Annotated in this window: 14 protein-coding genes; 9 read left to right on the top strand and 5 right to left on the bottom strand. The window is 74.7% G+C overall.

Annotated features, from left to right (window positions below; all coding sequences use genetic code 11):
• Positions 1-21 precede the first annotated feature (21 nt).
• From K1Y72_RS20785 to K1Y72_RS20760, 6 genes are all read left to right on the top strand, one after another.
• A complete protein-coding gene (locus K1Y72_RS20785) occupies positions 22-756 on the top strand; it encodes an ABC transporter ATP-binding protein (protein WP_308287166.1) in 735 nt (244 codons plus the stop codon).
• Complete coding sequence (locus tag K1Y72_RS20780) at positions 753-1,469, top strand: ABC transporter ATP-binding protein (RefSeq protein ID WP_220168061.1); 717 nt, start codon at positions 753-755, stop codon at positions 1,467-1,469. The genes K1Y72_RS20785 and K1Y72_RS20780 overlap by 4 nt, the downstream gene beginning before the upstream one ends.
• Positions 1,466-2,350, top strand: coding sequence for a branched-chain amino acid ABC transporter permease (locus K1Y72_RS20775; RefSeq protein WP_220168060.1), 885 nt, complete (start codon positions 1,466-1,468; stop codon positions 2,348-2,350). The genes K1Y72_RS20780 and K1Y72_RS20775 overlap by 4 nt, the downstream gene beginning before the upstream one ends.
• On the top strand, positions 2,347-3,399 hold the full coding sequence (locus K1Y72_RS20770) for a branched-chain amino acid ABC transporter permease (RefSeq protein ID WP_220168059.1): 1,053 nt from the start codon (positions 2,347-2,349) through the stop codon (positions 3,397-3,399). Before K1Y72_RS20775 ends, K1Y72_RS20770 begins: the two co-directional genes overlap by 4 nt.
• On the top strand, positions 3,396-4,607 hold the full coding sequence (locus tag K1Y72_RS20765; protein ID WP_220168058.1) for a tannase/feruloyl esterase family alpha/beta hydrolase: 1,212 nt from the start codon (positions 3,396-3,398) through the stop codon (positions 4,605-4,607). Before K1Y72_RS20770 ends, K1Y72_RS20765 begins: the two co-directional genes overlap by 4 nt.
• A gap of 108 nt (positions 4,608-4,715) precedes the next feature.
• Entirely contained in the window at positions 4,716-5,963 is a 1,248-nt protein-coding gene (locus tag K1Y72_RS20760; RefSeq protein WP_220168057.1) for an extracellular catalytic domain type 1 short-chain-length polyhydroxyalkanoate depolymerase, read from the top strand.
• Positions 5,964-6,015: 52 nt separating this feature from the next.
• On the opposite strand, the gene K1Y72_RS20755 is transcribed toward K1Y72_RS20760, so the two are convergent.
• From K1Y72_RS20755 to K1Y72_RS20740, 4 genes are all read right to left on the bottom strand, one after another.
• Positions 6,016-7,176 (bottom strand): MFS transporter, encoded by a 1,161-nt coding sequence (locus tag K1Y72_RS20755; RefSeq protein ID WP_220168056.1) that lies wholly within the window; start codon positions 7,174-7,176, stop codon positions 6,016-6,018.
• An 82-nt stretch (positions 7,177-7,258) separates the two neighbouring features.
• Positions 7,259-7,735: an RrF2 family transcriptional regulator gene (locus K1Y72_RS20750; protein ID WP_258573051.1), complete on the bottom strand. Its 477-nt coding sequence runs from the start codon at positions 7,733-7,735 to the stop codon at positions 7,259-7,261.
• 36 nt (positions 7,736-7,771) lie between these two features.
• Positions 7,772-9,664 carry a helix-turn-helix domain-containing protein gene (locus K1Y72_RS20745; RefSeq protein ID WP_258573049.1) on the bottom strand — a complete coding sequence of 631 codons (1,893 nt, stop codon included), beginning with the start codon at positions 9,662-9,664 and terminating at the stop codon, positions 7,772-7,774.
• Positions 9,665-9,675: 11 nt separating this feature from the next.
• Positions 9,676-10,458, bottom strand: a complete 783-nt coding sequence (locus tag K1Y72_RS20740; RefSeq protein WP_220168054.1) for a 3-hydroxybutyrate dehydrogenase — start codon at positions 10,456-10,458, stop codon at positions 9,676-9,678.
• A 172-nt stretch (positions 10,459-10,630) separates the two neighbouring features.
• Between K1Y72_RS20740 and K1Y72_RS20735 the strand changes: the two genes are divergently transcribed.
• From K1Y72_RS20735 to K1Y72_RS20725, 3 genes are all read left to right on the top strand, one after another.
• Positions 10,631-11,590 carry an alpha/beta fold hydrolase gene (locus tag K1Y72_RS20735; RefSeq protein WP_220168053.1) on the top strand — a complete coding sequence of 320 codons (960 nt, stop codon included), beginning with the start codon at positions 10,631-10,633 and terminating at the stop codon, positions 11,588-11,590.
• A gap of 56 nt (positions 11,591-11,646) precedes the next feature.
• A complete protein-coding gene (locus K1Y72_RS20730; RefSeq protein ID WP_220168052.1) occupies positions 11,647-12,351 on the top strand; it encodes a helix-turn-helix transcriptional regulator in 705 nt (234 codons plus the stop codon).
• Between the two features lie 85 nt (positions 12,352-12,436).
• A complete protein-coding gene (locus K1Y72_RS20725) occupies positions 12,437-12,814 on the top strand; it encodes a VOC family protein (protein ID WP_220168051.1) in 378 nt (125 codons plus the stop codon).
• A gap of 179 nt (positions 12,815-12,993) precedes the next feature.
• Here the strand turns inward: K1Y72_RS20725 and aceE are convergent, their stop codons facing one another.
• Positions 12,994-15,774: a pyruvate dehydrogenase (acetyl-transferring), homodimeric type gene (gene aceE, locus K1Y72_RS20720; RefSeq protein ID WP_220168050.1), complete on the bottom strand. Its 2,781-nt coding sequence runs from the start codon at positions 15,772-15,774 to the stop codon at positions 12,994-12,996.
• Between the last annotated feature and the right edge of the window lie 105 nt (positions 15,775-15,879).

The raw sequence follows: 15,879 nt of genomic DNA, 5'->3' as shown, positions 1-15,879 counted from the left end.
GCCCCCGGTCCCGTGCTGAGCGTGCGGGACCTCGGGTGGTCGGTCGGTGGCGCCGACATCGTCGCCGGCGTCGGCTTCGACGTCGCCGAGGGCGAGTTCGTCGCCGTCATCGGCCCGAACGGCGCGGGCAAGACCTCGCTGTTCAACCTGCTGTCGGGCCTCACCCGGCCGACGGCGGGCACGGTCGAGCTGGACGGCGCCGACATCACCCGCGCCGCGCCGCACCGCCGGGCGCGGCGCGGCCTCGGCCGCACGTTCCAGACGTCCAGCGTGTTCGCCGGCCTCACCGTCGCCGAGAATGTCCGCCTCGCCGCCGCCGCGCACCGGGGGAGCTGCCTGCGCCTCTGGCGCCGCGCCGACGCCGACGCCGCCTCGCGCGAGGCGGCCGCGTCCGCGCTGGAGCGCGTCGGTCTCGCCCACCGCGCGGACGTGGCGGCCGGTTCGCTGTCGCACGGCGACAAGCGCAAGCTCGAACTGGCGATCCTGCTGGCCACCGACCCGCGCCTCATCCTGCTGGACGAGCCGATGGCGGGCCTCGGCGCGGGCGACGTGCCCGCGCTCACCGACGTCGTCCGCGCCGTGCACCGCGAGGAGGGCCGCACCGTGCTCATGGTGGAGCACCACATGGACGTGCTGCTCGGCCTCGCCGACCGCGTCGCGGTCATGCACCACGGGCGGCTGCTGGCCCTCGGGACGCCGGGCGAGGTCATGGCCGACTCGGTCGTGCAGGAGGCGTACCTGGGAGAACCGCTGTGAACGACACGACCGCGGCCGCGCCGCTGCTGGAGCTGGCCGACGTCCACGTCCGCATCGCCGGGTCGCACATCCTGCAAGGGATCGGGTTCAGCGTGCCCGCGCAGGGCGTCACCGCGCTGCTCGGCCGCAACGGCGCGGGCAAGACGACGACGGTGAAGGCGATCCTCGGGCTCGTTCCGCGCACCGGCTCGATCAAGGTCGGGGGCGTGGAGACCGTCGGGCGCCCCACGCACGCGATCGTCCGGCTCGGCCTCGGGTACGCGCCCGAGGACCGCGGGATCTTCGCCGGCCTCACCGTCGCCGAGAACCTGCGCCTCGCCGAGCGCGGCGGCGAGCCCCGCTACGACCTCGTCCACGAGCTGTTCCCCGAGCTGCGCAAGCGCGCGGGGCAGCGCGCCGGGACGCTGTCGGGCGGGCAGCAGCAGATGGTCGCGATCGGGCGGACGCTGCTCAACGAGAACAGGATCCTGCTGGTGGACGAGCCGACCAAGGGCCTCGCCCCGCGGATCGTCACCGAGGTCGCCGAGGCGCTGGAGCGCGCGGCGTCGGCGGTGCCGATCCTGCTGGTGGAGCAGAACCTGCACCTGGTGCGGCGGATCGCCGGCCGCGTCGTGGTGGTCGAGCAGGGCGCCGTCGCGCACGCCGGCGGCGCGGACCTGCTGGAGGACGCGGCCCGCACCCGCGAGCTGCTCGGCGTCGGGAGGGCCCGATGAGCACGATCGTCCTGCTGGCGCTGACCGGGCTCGGGCTCGGCGCGCTGTACTTCCTCATCGCCTCCGGCCTGTCGCTGATCTTCGGGCTGGCCGACGTGCTGAACTTCGCGCACGGCCTGTTCCTCGCCGTCGGCGCCTACGGCACCTGGTGGGCCGCCGGGCACCTGCCGGGCGCGGGCGCCTCGGGCGCCGGGTTCTGGCTCGCGGTGCTGTTCGGCGTCGCGGCGGGCGCCCTCGCCGGGGTGCTCGTCGAGCTGGTCCTCATCCGGCCGCTGTACGCGCGGCCGATCGAGCAGGTGCTCGTCACCGTCGGCCTCGGCCTCGCCGGGGTCGCGCTGCTGCGGGCGGTGTGGGGCAGCGACCCGCGCCAGTTCCCGAAGCCGTCGTGGGCGGCGGGGACGACCGGCGTGCTCGGCGCGCAGGTCCCCAACGACCGGTTCCTGCTGATCGGCGCGGCCGCGGTCGTGCTGGTCGCGCTGCTGGCGTTCCTGCGCCGCACCCGCTACGGCCTGGTCGTGCGGGCCGGCGTGGAGGACCGCGCGATGGTGGCGGCGCTCGGCATCAACGTGCGGGTCGCGTTCACGCTGGTGTTCGCGATCGGCGGCGCGGCGGCCGCGCTCGCCGGGGCGCTCGGCGGCGTCTACTTCGGCAACGTCACGCCCGGCCAGGGCGGGTCGCTGCTCATCTTCGCGTTCATCGTCGTCGTCATCGGCGGCATGGGCTCGGTGCCCGGCTCGGCCGTCGCGGCCGTCCTCGTCGGTCTCGTCCAGCAGTTCGCGAACTACTACACCGGCGCGGGCGTCGGGGAGGCGTCGGTGGTGCTGCTGCTCGCCGCCGTGCTGCTGGCGCGCCCGGCCGGCCTCGCGGGGAGGACCGCATGAACGCCCGCACGACCACCAGGACCCTCGCGCGGCGCGGCGCCCCGCTGCTGCTCGCGCTCGTCCTGCTCGCGGTGCCGTACTCGACGCTGGACGTGCCGGTGCTGCTGCCCGGCCCGCTGAACAGCCCCGGGACGCTCCAGCTCATCGCGGTCTGCCTGCTGTTCGCGGGGTTCGCGCTCAGCTACGACCTGCTGTTCGGGCGGACGGGGCTGCTGTCGTTCGGGCACGCGCTCTACATCGCCGTCGGCAGCTACACCACCAACATCGCCGTGACCCGCGGCGGCTGGTCGCTCGGCGCCGCGCTCGCGCTGACGGCCGCCGTTGGGCTGGTCCTGCCCGCTGTCATCGGCGCGGTCGCGCTGCGGGTGAACGGGATCGCGTTCGCGATGGTGACGCTCGCCGTCGCGCAGCTCGGCTCGATCATCGTGCTGAGCGACCCGGACGGCAGGACGGGCGGGGAGGAGGGACTCGCGCTCGGCGGTGCGGGCGTCCCGGCGTTCCTGTCGGGCGTGGCCAACACCGTGAACCTGTACTGGCTGGCGCTCGGGTACGCCGCGCTCGTCGCGCTGGCCATCGCCTGGTCGGTGGCGTCCGAGCCGGGCCGGGTGTGGGCGGCGATCCGCGAGAACGAGCGGCGCGTCACCGTCCTCGGCCTGCCGGTGCTGCGGTTCCGGCTGATGGCCTACGTGCTCGCCTCCCTCCTCGCCACCCTCGGCGGCGCCGTCCACCTGCTGGTCATGGGCGGCTCCACCCCGCAGATCACCACCTCCGACTTCACCCTCGGGCTGCTGGTCATGGTGGTGCTCGGCGGCGCGGGCAGCCGGTGGGGCGCGATCCTCGGCGGCGTCCTCTACACGTTCCTGGACCACCGGCTCGCCGCGCTCGGCACCTCCGGCGCCGTCGCGGACCTGCCCGCGGTGCTGCGAGCGCCGCTGTCGGAGCCGCTGTTCCTGCTCGGCGCGCTGTTCGTCCTCGCGGTGTACTTCCTGCCGGGCGGCCTCGCCGGGCTGGCGGGACGCCTGCGCCCGGCGCGGGACGGCGCGCCGTGACGGCCGTCCCCGGCGCCGCGCGCCAGGTCTCGGCCCGCCTGCCCGACCTCATCACGGCCGGGTTGGCGGCCGGCCGCCACACCGAACCCGACGACTGGGCCTGGCTGCACGCCGCCGGGACGCGCAACCCCTCGGGCGTGCCGGGCGTCCAGATCGACGGGCACTTCCCGTCGGCGACGCGGCTGAACCCCTTCCACGGCTGGGACCGCGACGCGCAGTTCGTGCTGCGCCTGCCCGACGCCTGGAACGGCGGCCTCGTCGTCACCGGCGCGCCCGGCGTCCGCCGCCAGTACGCGCCCGACGTCCTGATCGGCGACTGGGCGCTGGCGCGCGGTTACGCCTACGCCTGCACCGACAAGGGCAACAGCGGCCCGGAGTTCTTCACCGCGGGCGGCGCGCCGGGCGACGCCATCGCCGAGTGGCACCGGCGGACGACGCAGCTCGCCGAGGCCGCCGCGCAGACCGTCGCCGCCCACTACGGCGGCGCGCCGCGCCGCGTCTACATGGCGGGCATCTCCAACGGCGGCTACCTGACGCGCTGGCAGCTGGAGAACCGGCCCGACCTGTACGACGGGGGAGTGGACTGGGAGGGGCCCTTCTGGCGCGCCGAGGGCCCGAACCTGCTGACCCATCTGCCGGCCGTGCTGCGGCATTACCCGCAGTGGCGGGACGGGCGGTCCGAAGAGGCGCTCGCGGGAATGGAGAAGGCCGGGCTGCCGGCCGCCTCGGAATTCCTGTGGGAGGCGCACGACCAGGTCTACTGGGAATTCACGCAGCGCACCTACCGGGCCGTTTTCGATCCCGGCTATTCAGGGGCCGAGGCCGATTACGACTACGCGGCGCGGCCGGCGTCCGTCCGCGAGGGCGTCGAGCGGATCTCGCTGACGGGCGCGATCGGGCGCCCGCTGCTGTCGCTGCACGGCACCCTGGACGCGCTGCTGCCGATCTCCCTGCACGCCGACCCGTACGCCGCGCTCGTCCGCGCCGCCGGGCACGGCGGCCTGCACCGGCTCTACCGGATCGAGGGCGGCAACCACGTGGACGGCTACCACGACCTGTTCCCGGGGCGCGTCCGGCCGCTGCTGCCGGTGTTCCGCGCGGTGTTCGAGGCGCTGGAGCGCTGGGTCGAGGACGGCGCGGCGCCGCCCGCGTCGGCGACCTTCCCGCTCCCGGTCGAAGGCGACCTCGTGAACAATTTCACGTGGTAATGGACCCATAAAGGCGCCGCCTTTTGTGGGGGCGCCGCACATATGAGTGGCGTGGGACACGTCCTTGAATGGCGGGAAATCCCCCGCTGTTCGGAAAGGAGCGGTTCCATGAAGAACCTCCTCCGGCTGGGGCTCGCGCTGCTCGTCGGCGCGGCCTCGGCCGTCGTGCTTCTCGGGTTCTCCACCACCCCCGTGCGGGCCGCCACGCTCACCAAGGTCACCGGATTCGGGTCCAACCCCGGCGGCCTCAACATGTACGTCTACCGGCCGGACGGGCTGCCCGCCGGCGCGCCGATGGTGCTGGCGCTGCACGGATGCACGCAGACCGCCAACGACTACTACGCCAACTCGGGCTGGACGAAGTTCGCCGACCAGGACAAGTTCGCGGTCGTGTTCGCCGAGCGGGTCGACTCCTCGTCCTTCCCGTCGAACTGCTTCCAGTGGTACCAGGAGGCGCACATCAACCGCGGCCAGGGCGCCGCGCTGTCGCTCGCGCGGATGGTGCAGTACGCCACGTCCACCTACGGCCTGGACGCGCGCCGCGTCTACGTCACCGGCCTGTCGGCGGGCGGCGCCATGACCGCCGTCATGCTCGCGACCTACCCCGACCTGTTCGCGGGCGGCTCGATCGCGTCCGGCCTGCCCTACCGGTGCTCGCCGCCGGCCTCGACCAGCACCTGCATGAACGGCGCCGTGAGCAAGACCGCGCAGCAGTGGGGCGACCTCGTCCGCAACGCCGACCCCGGCTTCACCGGCACCCGGCCCAAGGTCGCGATCTGGCACGGGCAGGCCGACTACGTCGTGAACTCGGCGAACGGCACCGAGCTGCGCGACCAGTTCACCAACGTCGCCGGGGTCTCCGCCACGCCCGCCTCGACGGAGACGCTGCCGGCGGGCACCACGCTGGAGAAGTACGGCGACGACGCCGTCCGCCTCTACAAGATCGCCGGGCAGGGGCACGGCACGCCCGTCGACCCGGGCACCGGCGCCACCCAGTGCGGGACGGCGGGCGCGTACTTCCTGGACAGCATCTGCTCGGCCTACTACGACGCCCGGTACTTCGGCCTCGACCAGCCCGGCACCCCCACGACCCCGACCCCGACCCCCACGCCCACCCCGACCCCCACGCCCACCCCGACGCCCACGCCGACGCCCACGCCGACCCCCACCACCCCGGCCGTCTGCGTCACGGCCAGCAACTACGCCCACACGACCGCGGGCCGCGCCCACCAGTCCGGCGGCTACGCCTACGCCAACGGCTCCGACCAGAACATGGGCCTCTGGAACGTCCTGGTGACCCACACCCTCAAGCAGACCGGCACGAACTACTGGGTCATCGCCGACGGCCAGTGCTGACGCCCCGGCCCTGACCCGGCGCGCCGCCCGCCCCCGAGGGCGGCGCGCCGGGTCAGCCGTGGCGCCGGGTGGCGCGCTGGTAGACCAGGCAGAGCAGCGCCAGCCCGGCGCAGGCGCCGAGCGCGCGGGACGCGCCGCCGGGCAGCAGGGCGCCGCCGAGGACGGTGCCGAGCGCGATGCCGCCGTACAGCGCGGCCGCGTTCAGGCCGATGACCACGGCGGTGTCCTCGGGCGCCACGGTGATCAGCCGGATCTGCTGGGCGGGGGTCTGGAACCAGGTGGTGACGCCCCAGGCCGCCATCAGCAGCGCGGTCAGCGGCAGCAGCCGCACGCCCGCGCCCGCCGCCCAGGCGAGCGCCGCCAGCGTCAGGGCGAGACCGGCGTAGCCGGCGGTCTGGACGCGGGCGGGGCCGTCCCGGTCGATCCGCGCCCCGGCCAGCAGGTTGCCGAGGACCGCCCCGACGCCGTACAGGAACAGCAGCCACGCCTCCGCGCCGCCCCCGGCGCCGAGCGCGTGCAGCACCGGGACGGCGTACACGTAGAGCCCGTACGCGGCGGCCATCCCCATCACCGTCAGCGGCAGGATCGCGAGCACCCCCGGGTTCCGCAGCGCCGCGAGCCGCCTCCGCAGCGGGACGGGCGGGGCGCCGGGCAGCGGCGGCAGGGCCGCGGACACCCCGGCGGCGGCCACCGCGCAGAGCGCCGCGACCAGCCCGAGCGCGGCGCGCCAGGTGAGGGCCTTCTCGGCGAGGTTGCCGAGGGGGACGCCGAGCGCCGTCGCCACCGTCAGCCCGCCGATCACCACGGCGAGCGCGCGGGCCCGCTGCGCGGGCGCGACCAGCGCCGAGGCGACCGCGCCCGCGTTGGGAGTGAACGCGGCCGCGCTCGCGGCGGCCAGCACGCGCGTGACCAGCAGTGTCGCCAGGTTCGGCGCGAGCGCCGAGCCCAGGTTGGCGGCGGCCAGGACGACCAGCGCGCCCGCCAGCAGCGCCCGCCGCGGCACGCGCGCCAGCAGCGTCGCGAGGACGGGCGACAGCGCGGCGTAGGTGACGGCGAACACCGTCGCCGACTGCCCGGCGGCCGCCTGCGAGACGTGCAGCGAGCGCGCCATGGCGGGCAGGAACCCGGCCACGACGTAGGCGTCCGTCCCGACCGCGAACGTGCCGAGCGCCAGGATCGCCGTCGCGCCGAGCCCGCGCGGCGCGGCGTCCATCCGCTCCCCTGGTCGAGCTATCGGGATATTCGCCATCCCTGTTCCTTCCGTGAACGGCCCCGCCGGAGCGGAGCGGTGGGGGTCAGCCGGTCAGGTGCCGGTAGTTGCGGTGCGTCCGCGCGGCGCTCTCGGGGCTCTGCGCCATGAGGTCGGCGATGGTGTGGGCGGCGAGCTCGCGGCGCCAGGCCATCTCGGCGCGGCGCATGAGCGCGGCGACGCCGCACGTCCCGCCGAGCTCCGGCCCGCCGCCGCGCGCACCGGCGCCGCGCCGGCGCACCTCGGTGCAGGTGAAGGCGTCGAGCCCGTCCTCCAGGGCCGCGACCACCTCCATCATGGTGATCCGCTCGGGCGGCCGCGCGAGCGACCAGCCGCCGCGCGCGCCCGGGCTCGACGCGAGGATCCCCGCCCTGCCGAGCGCTTGCAGGCGCTTCTTCAGGTACTCCTGCGGGAGGTCGAACCAGGCCGCCAGCCGCCGGGTGGGCACCGGCGCCTCGGCGTGCAGCCAGCCCAGCGTCACGCAGCAGTGCAGGCCCCACTCCACGCCCTCGCCCATCCGCATGACCGGGACTCTACACGTCCCGGTTCCGTTCCGCGATCAGGCGGGGCGGTGCAGGCGGTGCAGGCGGAGGGCGAGCTGGATCTCCAGGGCCTGGGACGGGGACTGCCAGTCGGGCCCGAGGAGGCGAGCGATGCGGTCCAGGCGCTGGGCGACGGTGTTGACGTGGATGTGCAGGCGCTCGGCGGTGCGGGCGGTGCTGGCGCCGGTGCCGAAGTAGGTCTCCAGGGTGCCCGCCAGGTCGGTGCCCCGCCGCTCGTCGTAGGCGAGGACGGGGCCGAGGGCGCCGCCGAGGAAGCCGGCGACGTCGTGCTCGTCGCCGATGAGCAAGCCGACGAAGCCGAGCTCGGCGGCGCCCGCGCCGTCGCCGTGGCGGTCCAGGGCGACGAGGGCGCGGGCGCAGCGCTGCGCCTCGCGGTAGGCGGCGGCGACGCCGTCCAGGGCCTTGACGGGCCCGGCGGCGCCCGCCGTCGCCGGGACGCCGAGGGACGCGCCGAGCTGCTGCGCGACGTGCTGGGCGGCGGCGCCCGGACGGTCGCCCGGCAGCATCAGGACGACCTCGTCGCCGCGCGCGGTCGCGAGGCCGCGCTGGGCGGCGGCGTGCGAGGACGCCCAGAACGCCGCGCGGCGGCGGCGCCCCGGCTCGTCCTCGCCGCCGGTGAGGCGGACCGCGACGAGGACGTGCGGGGCGTCGGGGTCGACGTCGACGCGGCGGGCGCGGTCGCGCAGGCCGTCCAGGTCGCCGGTCCGCTCGTCCAGCAGGTCGCCGAGCAGCTCGCCGCGGACGCGGCCCTCGGCCTCGGCGGCGCTCCGCCGGAACAGCCGGAGGAGGGCCGCGACGAGCGCGGCGCGCTCCAGGATGCGCTGGTCGGCGCCGCTCAGCTCGCCCGCCTCGCGCAGCACCAGCGTGCCGAGCCGCTCCTCGCCGCTGGAGAACGCCGCGACCCACAGGTCGCCGCAGGCCACCGCGTGGCCGGGGGTGCGGGACGCGGCGGCGGCCGCGTCGGCGGCCCGCGCGGGCGCCAGCTCCCCGGCGGCGCCGACGGCGGCGAGCTCGCGGCCGTCGGCGTCCAGGACGTGCAGCGCGCCGCCGAGCACCTCGGTGACGACGGCGGCGACGCCCTGGATGCCGCCGCCGCGCACCACCAGGTCGGTCATCCGGTCGTGGGCCTGCGCGGCGCGCTCGACGGCCTCGCCGCGCGCCCGGACGTCCTCGTTGGCGACGCTCAGCTCCTCCAGCGCGGTGCGGGTCTCCTCCAGCAGCCGGGCGTTGTCGAGGGCGACGGCGGCGTGCGCGGCGAGCGAGGCGAGGAGGGTGACGTCCTCCTGGTCGAAGGGCCGCTCGGTGCGGTTGGCGGCCGCCAGCACCCCGAGGACCTTGCCGCCGAGCCGCATCGGGACGCCGAGGATCGCCACGAGGGCCTCCTCGCCGACCGCCGCGTCGATGAACCCGCGGTGGTTGAAGCGCGCGTCGGTCAGGTAGTCGGGGCTGGAGTAGGGGGTGGCGGTCTGCGCGACGAGCCCGACGAGGCCCGACCCCATCGGCAGCTTCAGCCGCCGGAACGCCGCCGACACCGACCCGTCGGTGACGCGCATGTAGGCGTGCCCGGCCTCATCGTCGTTCAGCGCGATGTAGGAGATGTCGGCGTCCAGCAGGCGGCGGGCGCGGCGGACGATGGCGCGGAGCACCGCGTCCACGTCGCGGAGCGCGGCGAGGTCGCCGGCGGTGTCGAACAGCGCGGTGAGGCGCGCCTCGCGGCGGGCGTGCCGCTCCAGGGACGCCCGGACGCGCAGCGCGGCGAGCTTGGCGCGCTCCAGCTCCGCCAGCACCGCCGGGGCGGCGCCCGCCGCGCGGGCCTCGACGAGCGGGCCCTCGTACTCCACGGGGGAGGCGTCGCGGGCGAGCAGTTCGAGAAAGACACCGGGCGACATGCGGGACATTATCAGTGCGCCGTCCAGCCGCCGTCGATGGTCAGCGAGGCCCCGGAGATCATCGACGCCGCGGGTGAGCACAGGTAGGCGGCCATCTCGGCGACCTCGGCGGGCTCGATGAGCCGCTTCACCGCCGCCCGCGCCAGCATGACGTCCTCGACGACCCGCTCGGGCGCCAGGCCGTGCGAGCGGGCCTGGTCGGCGATCTGCCCCTCGACGAGCGGCGTCCGCACGTAGGCGGGGTTCACGCAGTTGGACGTGACGCCGTGCGCCGCCCCCTCCAGCGCGATGACCTTGGACAGGCCCTCCAGGCCGTGCTTGGCGGTCACGTAGGCGGCCTTGTAGGGGGACGCGCGCAGGCCGTGCACCGAGGAGATGTTGACGACGCGGCCCCAGCCCCGCCCGTACATGCCGGGCAGCGCGCCGCGCACCAGCCGGAACGGCGCCTCCAGCATGATCGCCAGGATGCGGGAGAAGGTCTCGGGCGGGAACTCCTCCAGCGGCGCGACGTGCTGCAGCCCGGCGTTGTTGACCAGGACGTCGGCGTCGCGGGACAGCGCCTCCAGCCCGTCCAGGTCCGCCAGATCGGCGGCGACGGCGGTGCCGCCGAACTCCGCCGCCGCGGCCTCGGCCGCCTCGGCGTCGATGTCGGCCACCGTCACGTGGGCGCCGGCGGCGGCGAGGCGCCGGGCGCAGGCGCGGCCGATGCCGCTCGCCCCGCCGGTCACCAGCGCGCGCCTGCCCGTCAGGTCCAGCCCCTGCGCGGCGGGGGGCTGGGGGGTTCCGCTCGTCATGGGGCGAACCTATGTAGGCCGCCCGCCCGCTCCCATGTGGACGCCCGACACATTCCGCCGCCCACCGATGTGGGCGCGGGCCCGCCCGGGGGAGGGGCGCGGGGGCGGCCGGCCGGGCACGTGTGGCAGTGTCGGGGACCGGGCGCACACCGGCGATCACCGCGGAGGACCGATGACCGATATCACGCACCGCCATGTGACGTCGCGGAGCGGGCTGCGGATGCACGTCGCCGAGGCGGGGGAGGGGCCGCTCGTCCTGCTCCTGCACGGCTTCCCCGAGTGCTGGTACTCCTGGCGGCACCAGCTCACCGCGCTCGCCGAGGCCGGGTTCCACGCCGTCGCCCCCGACCAGCGCGGCTACGCGCGCACCGGCGGCCCCAAGGAGACCGACCAGTACACGATGCTGCACCTGGTCGGGGACGCCGTCGGGCTCATCGACGCGCTCGGCGCGGAGACCGCCGTCGTCGCCGGGCACGACTGGGGCGCGCCGGTCGCCTGGGCCACCGCGCAGCTGCGCCCCGACAAGGTGCGCGGCGTGATCGGCCTGTCGGTGCCGCACCGCCCGCGCGCGTCCCGGCCGCCCGTCGCCGCGATGCGGCACGTCGTCGGCGAGGGCTACTACATGGTCTACTTCCAGCGGCCGGACGTGCCCGAGGCCGAGCTCGACCGCGACCGCGCCGCGACGTTCCGGCGGCTGCTGTTCGCCGCGTCCGGCGACGCGCCGGACGGCCTCGTCCCGGTGGTCCCCGACGGCGGCGGGTTCCTGGACGCCTGCCCCGAGCCCGGGCGGCTGCCGGGCTGGCTCACCGCCGAGGACATCGCGACCTACGTCGCCGAGTACGAGGAGAGCGGCTTCACCGGCCCCCTCAACTGGTACCGCAACCTGGACCGCAGCTGGGAGCTCACCGCCGCCTGGCACCGCGCCCCGATCACCCCGCCCGCGCTGTACGTCGCGGGCGACCGCGACATGGTGACCATGGCGCCCGGCGCGCGCGAGGCCATCGACCGGCTGGGCGACGCGGTCCCGGACCTGCGCGGCACCGTGTGGCTGCCGGGCGCCGGGCACTGGACGCAGCAGGAGCGGCCCGCCGAGACGTCCGCCGCCATGATCGACTTCATCCGGGGGCTGTAGGCGGCCGCCCGGAGGCGTCCCCGGAAAATGTCGGAGGCGGCGCGTACGGTCGCAGGGTGAACCGCACCGACCGGTTGTACGCGCTGGTGGAGGAGCTGCGCGCGTGCGCGCCCCGCCGGCTGAGCGCGCGGGAGCTCGCCGCGCGCTACGAGGTGAGCGTCCGCACGATCGAGCGCGACGTCAGCGCCCTCCAGCAGGCGGGCGTCCCGATCTACGCCGACGTGGGCCGCAACGGCGGCTACACGCTGGACAAGAGCCGGACGCTGCCGCCGCTGAACTTCACCCCCGCCGAGGCGGTCGCCGTCGCGATCGCCCTCGGCCGGGCCGGCGGGTCGCCCTACGCGCGGGCCGCCCGCACCGGCCTGCACAAGATCGTCGCGGCGATGCCGGCGGCCGACAGCGCCGCCGCCCGCGAGCTCGCCGGCCGCATCCACTTCCTGCCGTCCGCCGAGCCCGAGCGGGCCGGCGGCGTCCCGGCGGTGCTGGAGCAGGCGATGGTCGAGCGGCGCGTCGTGCGCCTCCGCTACGTCGACGCCGCGGGCGCCGCCACCGAGCGCGACGTCGAGCCGGCCGCGTTCACCGCCGCCTCCCGCGCCTGGTACCTGATCGGCTGGTGCCGGCTGCGCGGCGAGGCCCGGGTGTTCCGCATCGACCGCGTCCAGAGCGCCGCGCTGCTGGAGGAGGCCGCCCCCGAGCGGTGCCCCGAGGTGTTCCGCGAGGACCCGCCGCACGGGGAGCTGACGGCGCTGGAATTCGGCTGACCCGGCCCCGGAAACACCGACACAGGGCTGTCGCCGGAGCCCCGCACCCTGGCGGGGACCGCATTCCGGCGACGAAGGAGCAGACATGGCGACGGTCCCCTACAACTCGGTGGGCTGGTTCGAGATCGGCACGGACCGGCCGGAGGAGACCAAGCGCTTCTACGGCGAGCTGTTCGACTGGACGTTCTCGATCGGCGCGGACGGCGAGCCGGCCTACAGCGAGATCACCGCGCCGGGCGCGAGCGAGGTGAGCGGCGGGGTGTTCGCCTCCGGCGGTGCCTTCCCCGACTACGCGATCTTCTATGTGGTGGTCGAGGACGTGGCCGCCAGCGTCGCCCGCGCCGAGGCGCTCGGCGGCAAGGTGATCGTCCCGCCGACGACCGCCGAGGGCGGCCTGGTCTTCGCCCAGCTGCACGACAGCGCGGGCCACCACTTCGGCGTCTTCACCCCGCCCGCCGTCTGACCCGCCCGTCCGCCCCACCGGGTCGCCCCGGCCCCGGACAGCCCGGCGCCCCGCCCCGCGCGGCGCCGAGGGCCCTCCGCAACCGGCCGGCCCGCCGCGGACGTGCGACGGCCCCGGAGTCCACGACCTACACCTTCGTGGGCTCCGGGGCCGTCGGGGCGTCCCGGCTCAGCGGACGGTCACGCCTCGCCGCCGGTGTTGCTCTCGGCGCTCTGCACGCCGCCCGCGAACACCGTCGAGACGTCGGCGTCCAGCTGGTACTTCTCGATGGCCTGCTGGAGCACCTCGTGCTTGACCTCGCCCTGCCTGGCGAGGCGGGTCAGCACGGCCAGCACGATCGACGCCGAGTCGACGTGGTAGTGCCGGCGGGCCGCCGCGCGGGTGTCGGAGAACCCGAACCCGTCGGTGCCGAGCGAGGAGAAGTCCCCGGGCACCCAGCTCGCGATCTGGTCGGGCACCGCGCGCATGTAGTCGGTGACCGCCACGATCGGCCCGGCGACGTCGCCGAGCGCCTGGGTGACGTAGGGGGTGCGCTGCTCGGCGTCGGGGTGCAGCAGGTTCCACTCGTCGCACGCCTGCGCCTCGCGGGTCAGCTCGTTCCACGAGGTGGCCTGCCACACGTCCGCGGCGACGCCCCAGTCCTCGGCGAGGAGCTGCTGCGCGCGCACGGCCCAGCGGCCCGCCACGCCCGAGGACATGATGCTGGCCTTCGGCGCCCCGTCCCCGAGGTCCGGCGCGTCCTGGTACTTGTACAGGCCCTTCAGCACGCCCGCCACGTCCAGCCCCTCGGGCTCGGCCGGCTGCTGGTAGGGCTCGTTGTACACGGTGAGGTAGTAGAAGACGTCCTCGCCGTGCGGGTGCTCCTCGGACGAGCCGTACATCCGCTCGATGGCGTCCTTGGTGATGTGCGCCAGCTCGAACGCGTAGGTCGCGTCGTAGTGGACGCACGCCGGGTTGGTCGCCGCGAGGAGCGGGGAGTGCCCGTCGGCGTGCTGCAGGCCCTCGCCGGTGAGGGTGGTGCGGCCCGCGGTCGCGCCGAGCAGGAAGCCGCGGCCCATCTGGTCGCCGAGCGCCCACATCTGGTCGCCGGTCCGCTGGAACCCGAACATCGAGTAGAAGATGTAGACCGGGATCATGAACTCGCCGTGCGTGGCGTAGGACGTGCCCGCCGCGATCACCGACGCCATCGAGCCGGCCTCGCTGATGCCCTCGTGCAGCATCTGGCCCTGCTCGGACTCCTTGTAGGTGAGCAGCAGCTTGCGGTCGACCGCGTCGTAGGTCTGCCCGTGCGGCGAGTAGATCTTGGCGGTCGGGAACATCGCGTCCATGCCGAACGTCCGGTACTCGTCCGGAGCGATCGGGACGAACCGCGCGCCGATCTCCTTGTCCTTGATCAGGTCCTTGAGCAGCCGGACGAACGCCATGGTGGTGGCGACGTTCTGCTTGCCCGAGCCCTTCTTCAGGTCGGCGTAGACCTCGTCGCCGGGCAGCTTCAGCGCCCTGGCGCGGGTGACCCGCTTCGGCAGGAAGCCGCCGAGGGCGGCGCGCCGCTCGCGCATGTACTGGATCTCGTCGGAGCCCTCGCCCGGGTGGTAGTAGGGCGGCAGGTCGCCCTCCAGCGCCGAGTCGGGGATGTCGAGGTACAGGCGGTCGCGGAACTCCTTCAGCTCGGCCTTGGTGAGCTTCTTCATCTGGTGCGTGGCGTTGCGCGCCTCGAAGTCCTGGCCGAGCGTCCAGCCCTTGATGGTGTGGGCGAGGATGACGGTCGGCTGGCCGACGTGCTCGCGCGCGGCCTTGAACGCCGCGTAGATCTTGCGGTAGTCGTGGCCGCCGCGCGACAGCTTGCGGATGTCGTCGTCGGTCAGGTGCTCGACCATCTTGCGGAGCCGCGGGTCGTCGCCGAAGAACTTGTCCCGGATGTACTCGCCGGACTCCACGGTGAAGGTCTGGAACTGCCCGTCGGGGGTGGTGTTCATCTTGTTGACGAGCACGCCGTCGGTGTCCTGGGCCAGGATCGGGTCCCAGTCGCGGCCCCAGACCACCTTGATGACGTTCCAGCCGGCGCCGCGGAAGAACGACTCCAGCTCCTGGATGATCTTGCCGTTGCCGCGCACCGGGCCGTCCAGCTGCTGCAGGTTGCAGTTGACGACGAAGGTGAGGTTGTCCAGCTCCTCGCGGGCGGCGAGGCCGATGGCGCCGAGCGACTCGGGCTCGCCCATCTCGCCGTCGCCGAGGAACGCCCACACGTGCGAGCGCGAGGTGTCCTTGATCTTGCGGTTGTACAGGTAGCGGTTGAACCGCGCCTGGTACACCGAGTCGATCGCGGTGAGGCCCATGGAGACGGTGGGGAACTCCCAGAAGTCCGGCATGAGGCGCGGGTGCGGGTAGGACGACAGGCCGCCGCCCGGGTGGGAGAACTCCTGGCGGAACCCGTCGAGCTTCTCCTCGGGCAGCCGGCCCTCCAGGAACGCGCGCGCGTAGATGCCGGGCGCCGCGTGGCCCTGGATGAACACCTGGTCGCCGGACTCGCCGTGGTCCTTGCCGCGGAAGAAGTGGTTGAAGCCGACCTCGTACAGCGAGGCGGCCGAGGCGTAGGTGGCGATGTGGCCGCCGACGCCGAGGTTCGGGCGGTTGGCCCGGGACACCATGATCGCGGCGTTCCAGCGGATGTAGGCGCGGATGCGCCGCTCCACGTGCTCGTCGCCGGGGAACCAGGGTTCGCGCTCGGGCGGGATGGAGTTGATGAAGTCGGTGCTGCGCAGGCCCGGCACGCCGACCTGCTGCTCCCGCGCCCGTTCCAGGAGCCGGAGCATCACATAGCGCGCCCTGCCGCGGCCCTGGGTCTTGATGACGGTGTCCAGCGACTCCAGCCACTCCCGGGTCTCGTCCGGGTTGATGTCTGGGAGCTGGCTCGGCAGGCCGTCGCTGATGATCGAAAAGCGTTGACGTCCGGAAGCCACGGGGTCCCCTCTTGCTTACCGTTCTGAGCTATCACGACTGTTCGTCGCCGTGGTTCGTGATCCATCGTCGCCGTTTGTGGCGGCTAACGCATCTCTACCAACCGG

This window comes from Actinomadura parmotrematis (assembly GCF_019458805.1).
Classification (GTDB): domain Bacteria; phylum Actinomycetota; class Actinomycetes; order Streptosporangiales; family Streptosporangiaceae; genus Spirillospora; species Spirillospora parmotrematis.
This window is presented reverse-complemented; position numbering and strand designations above follow the sequence as displayed.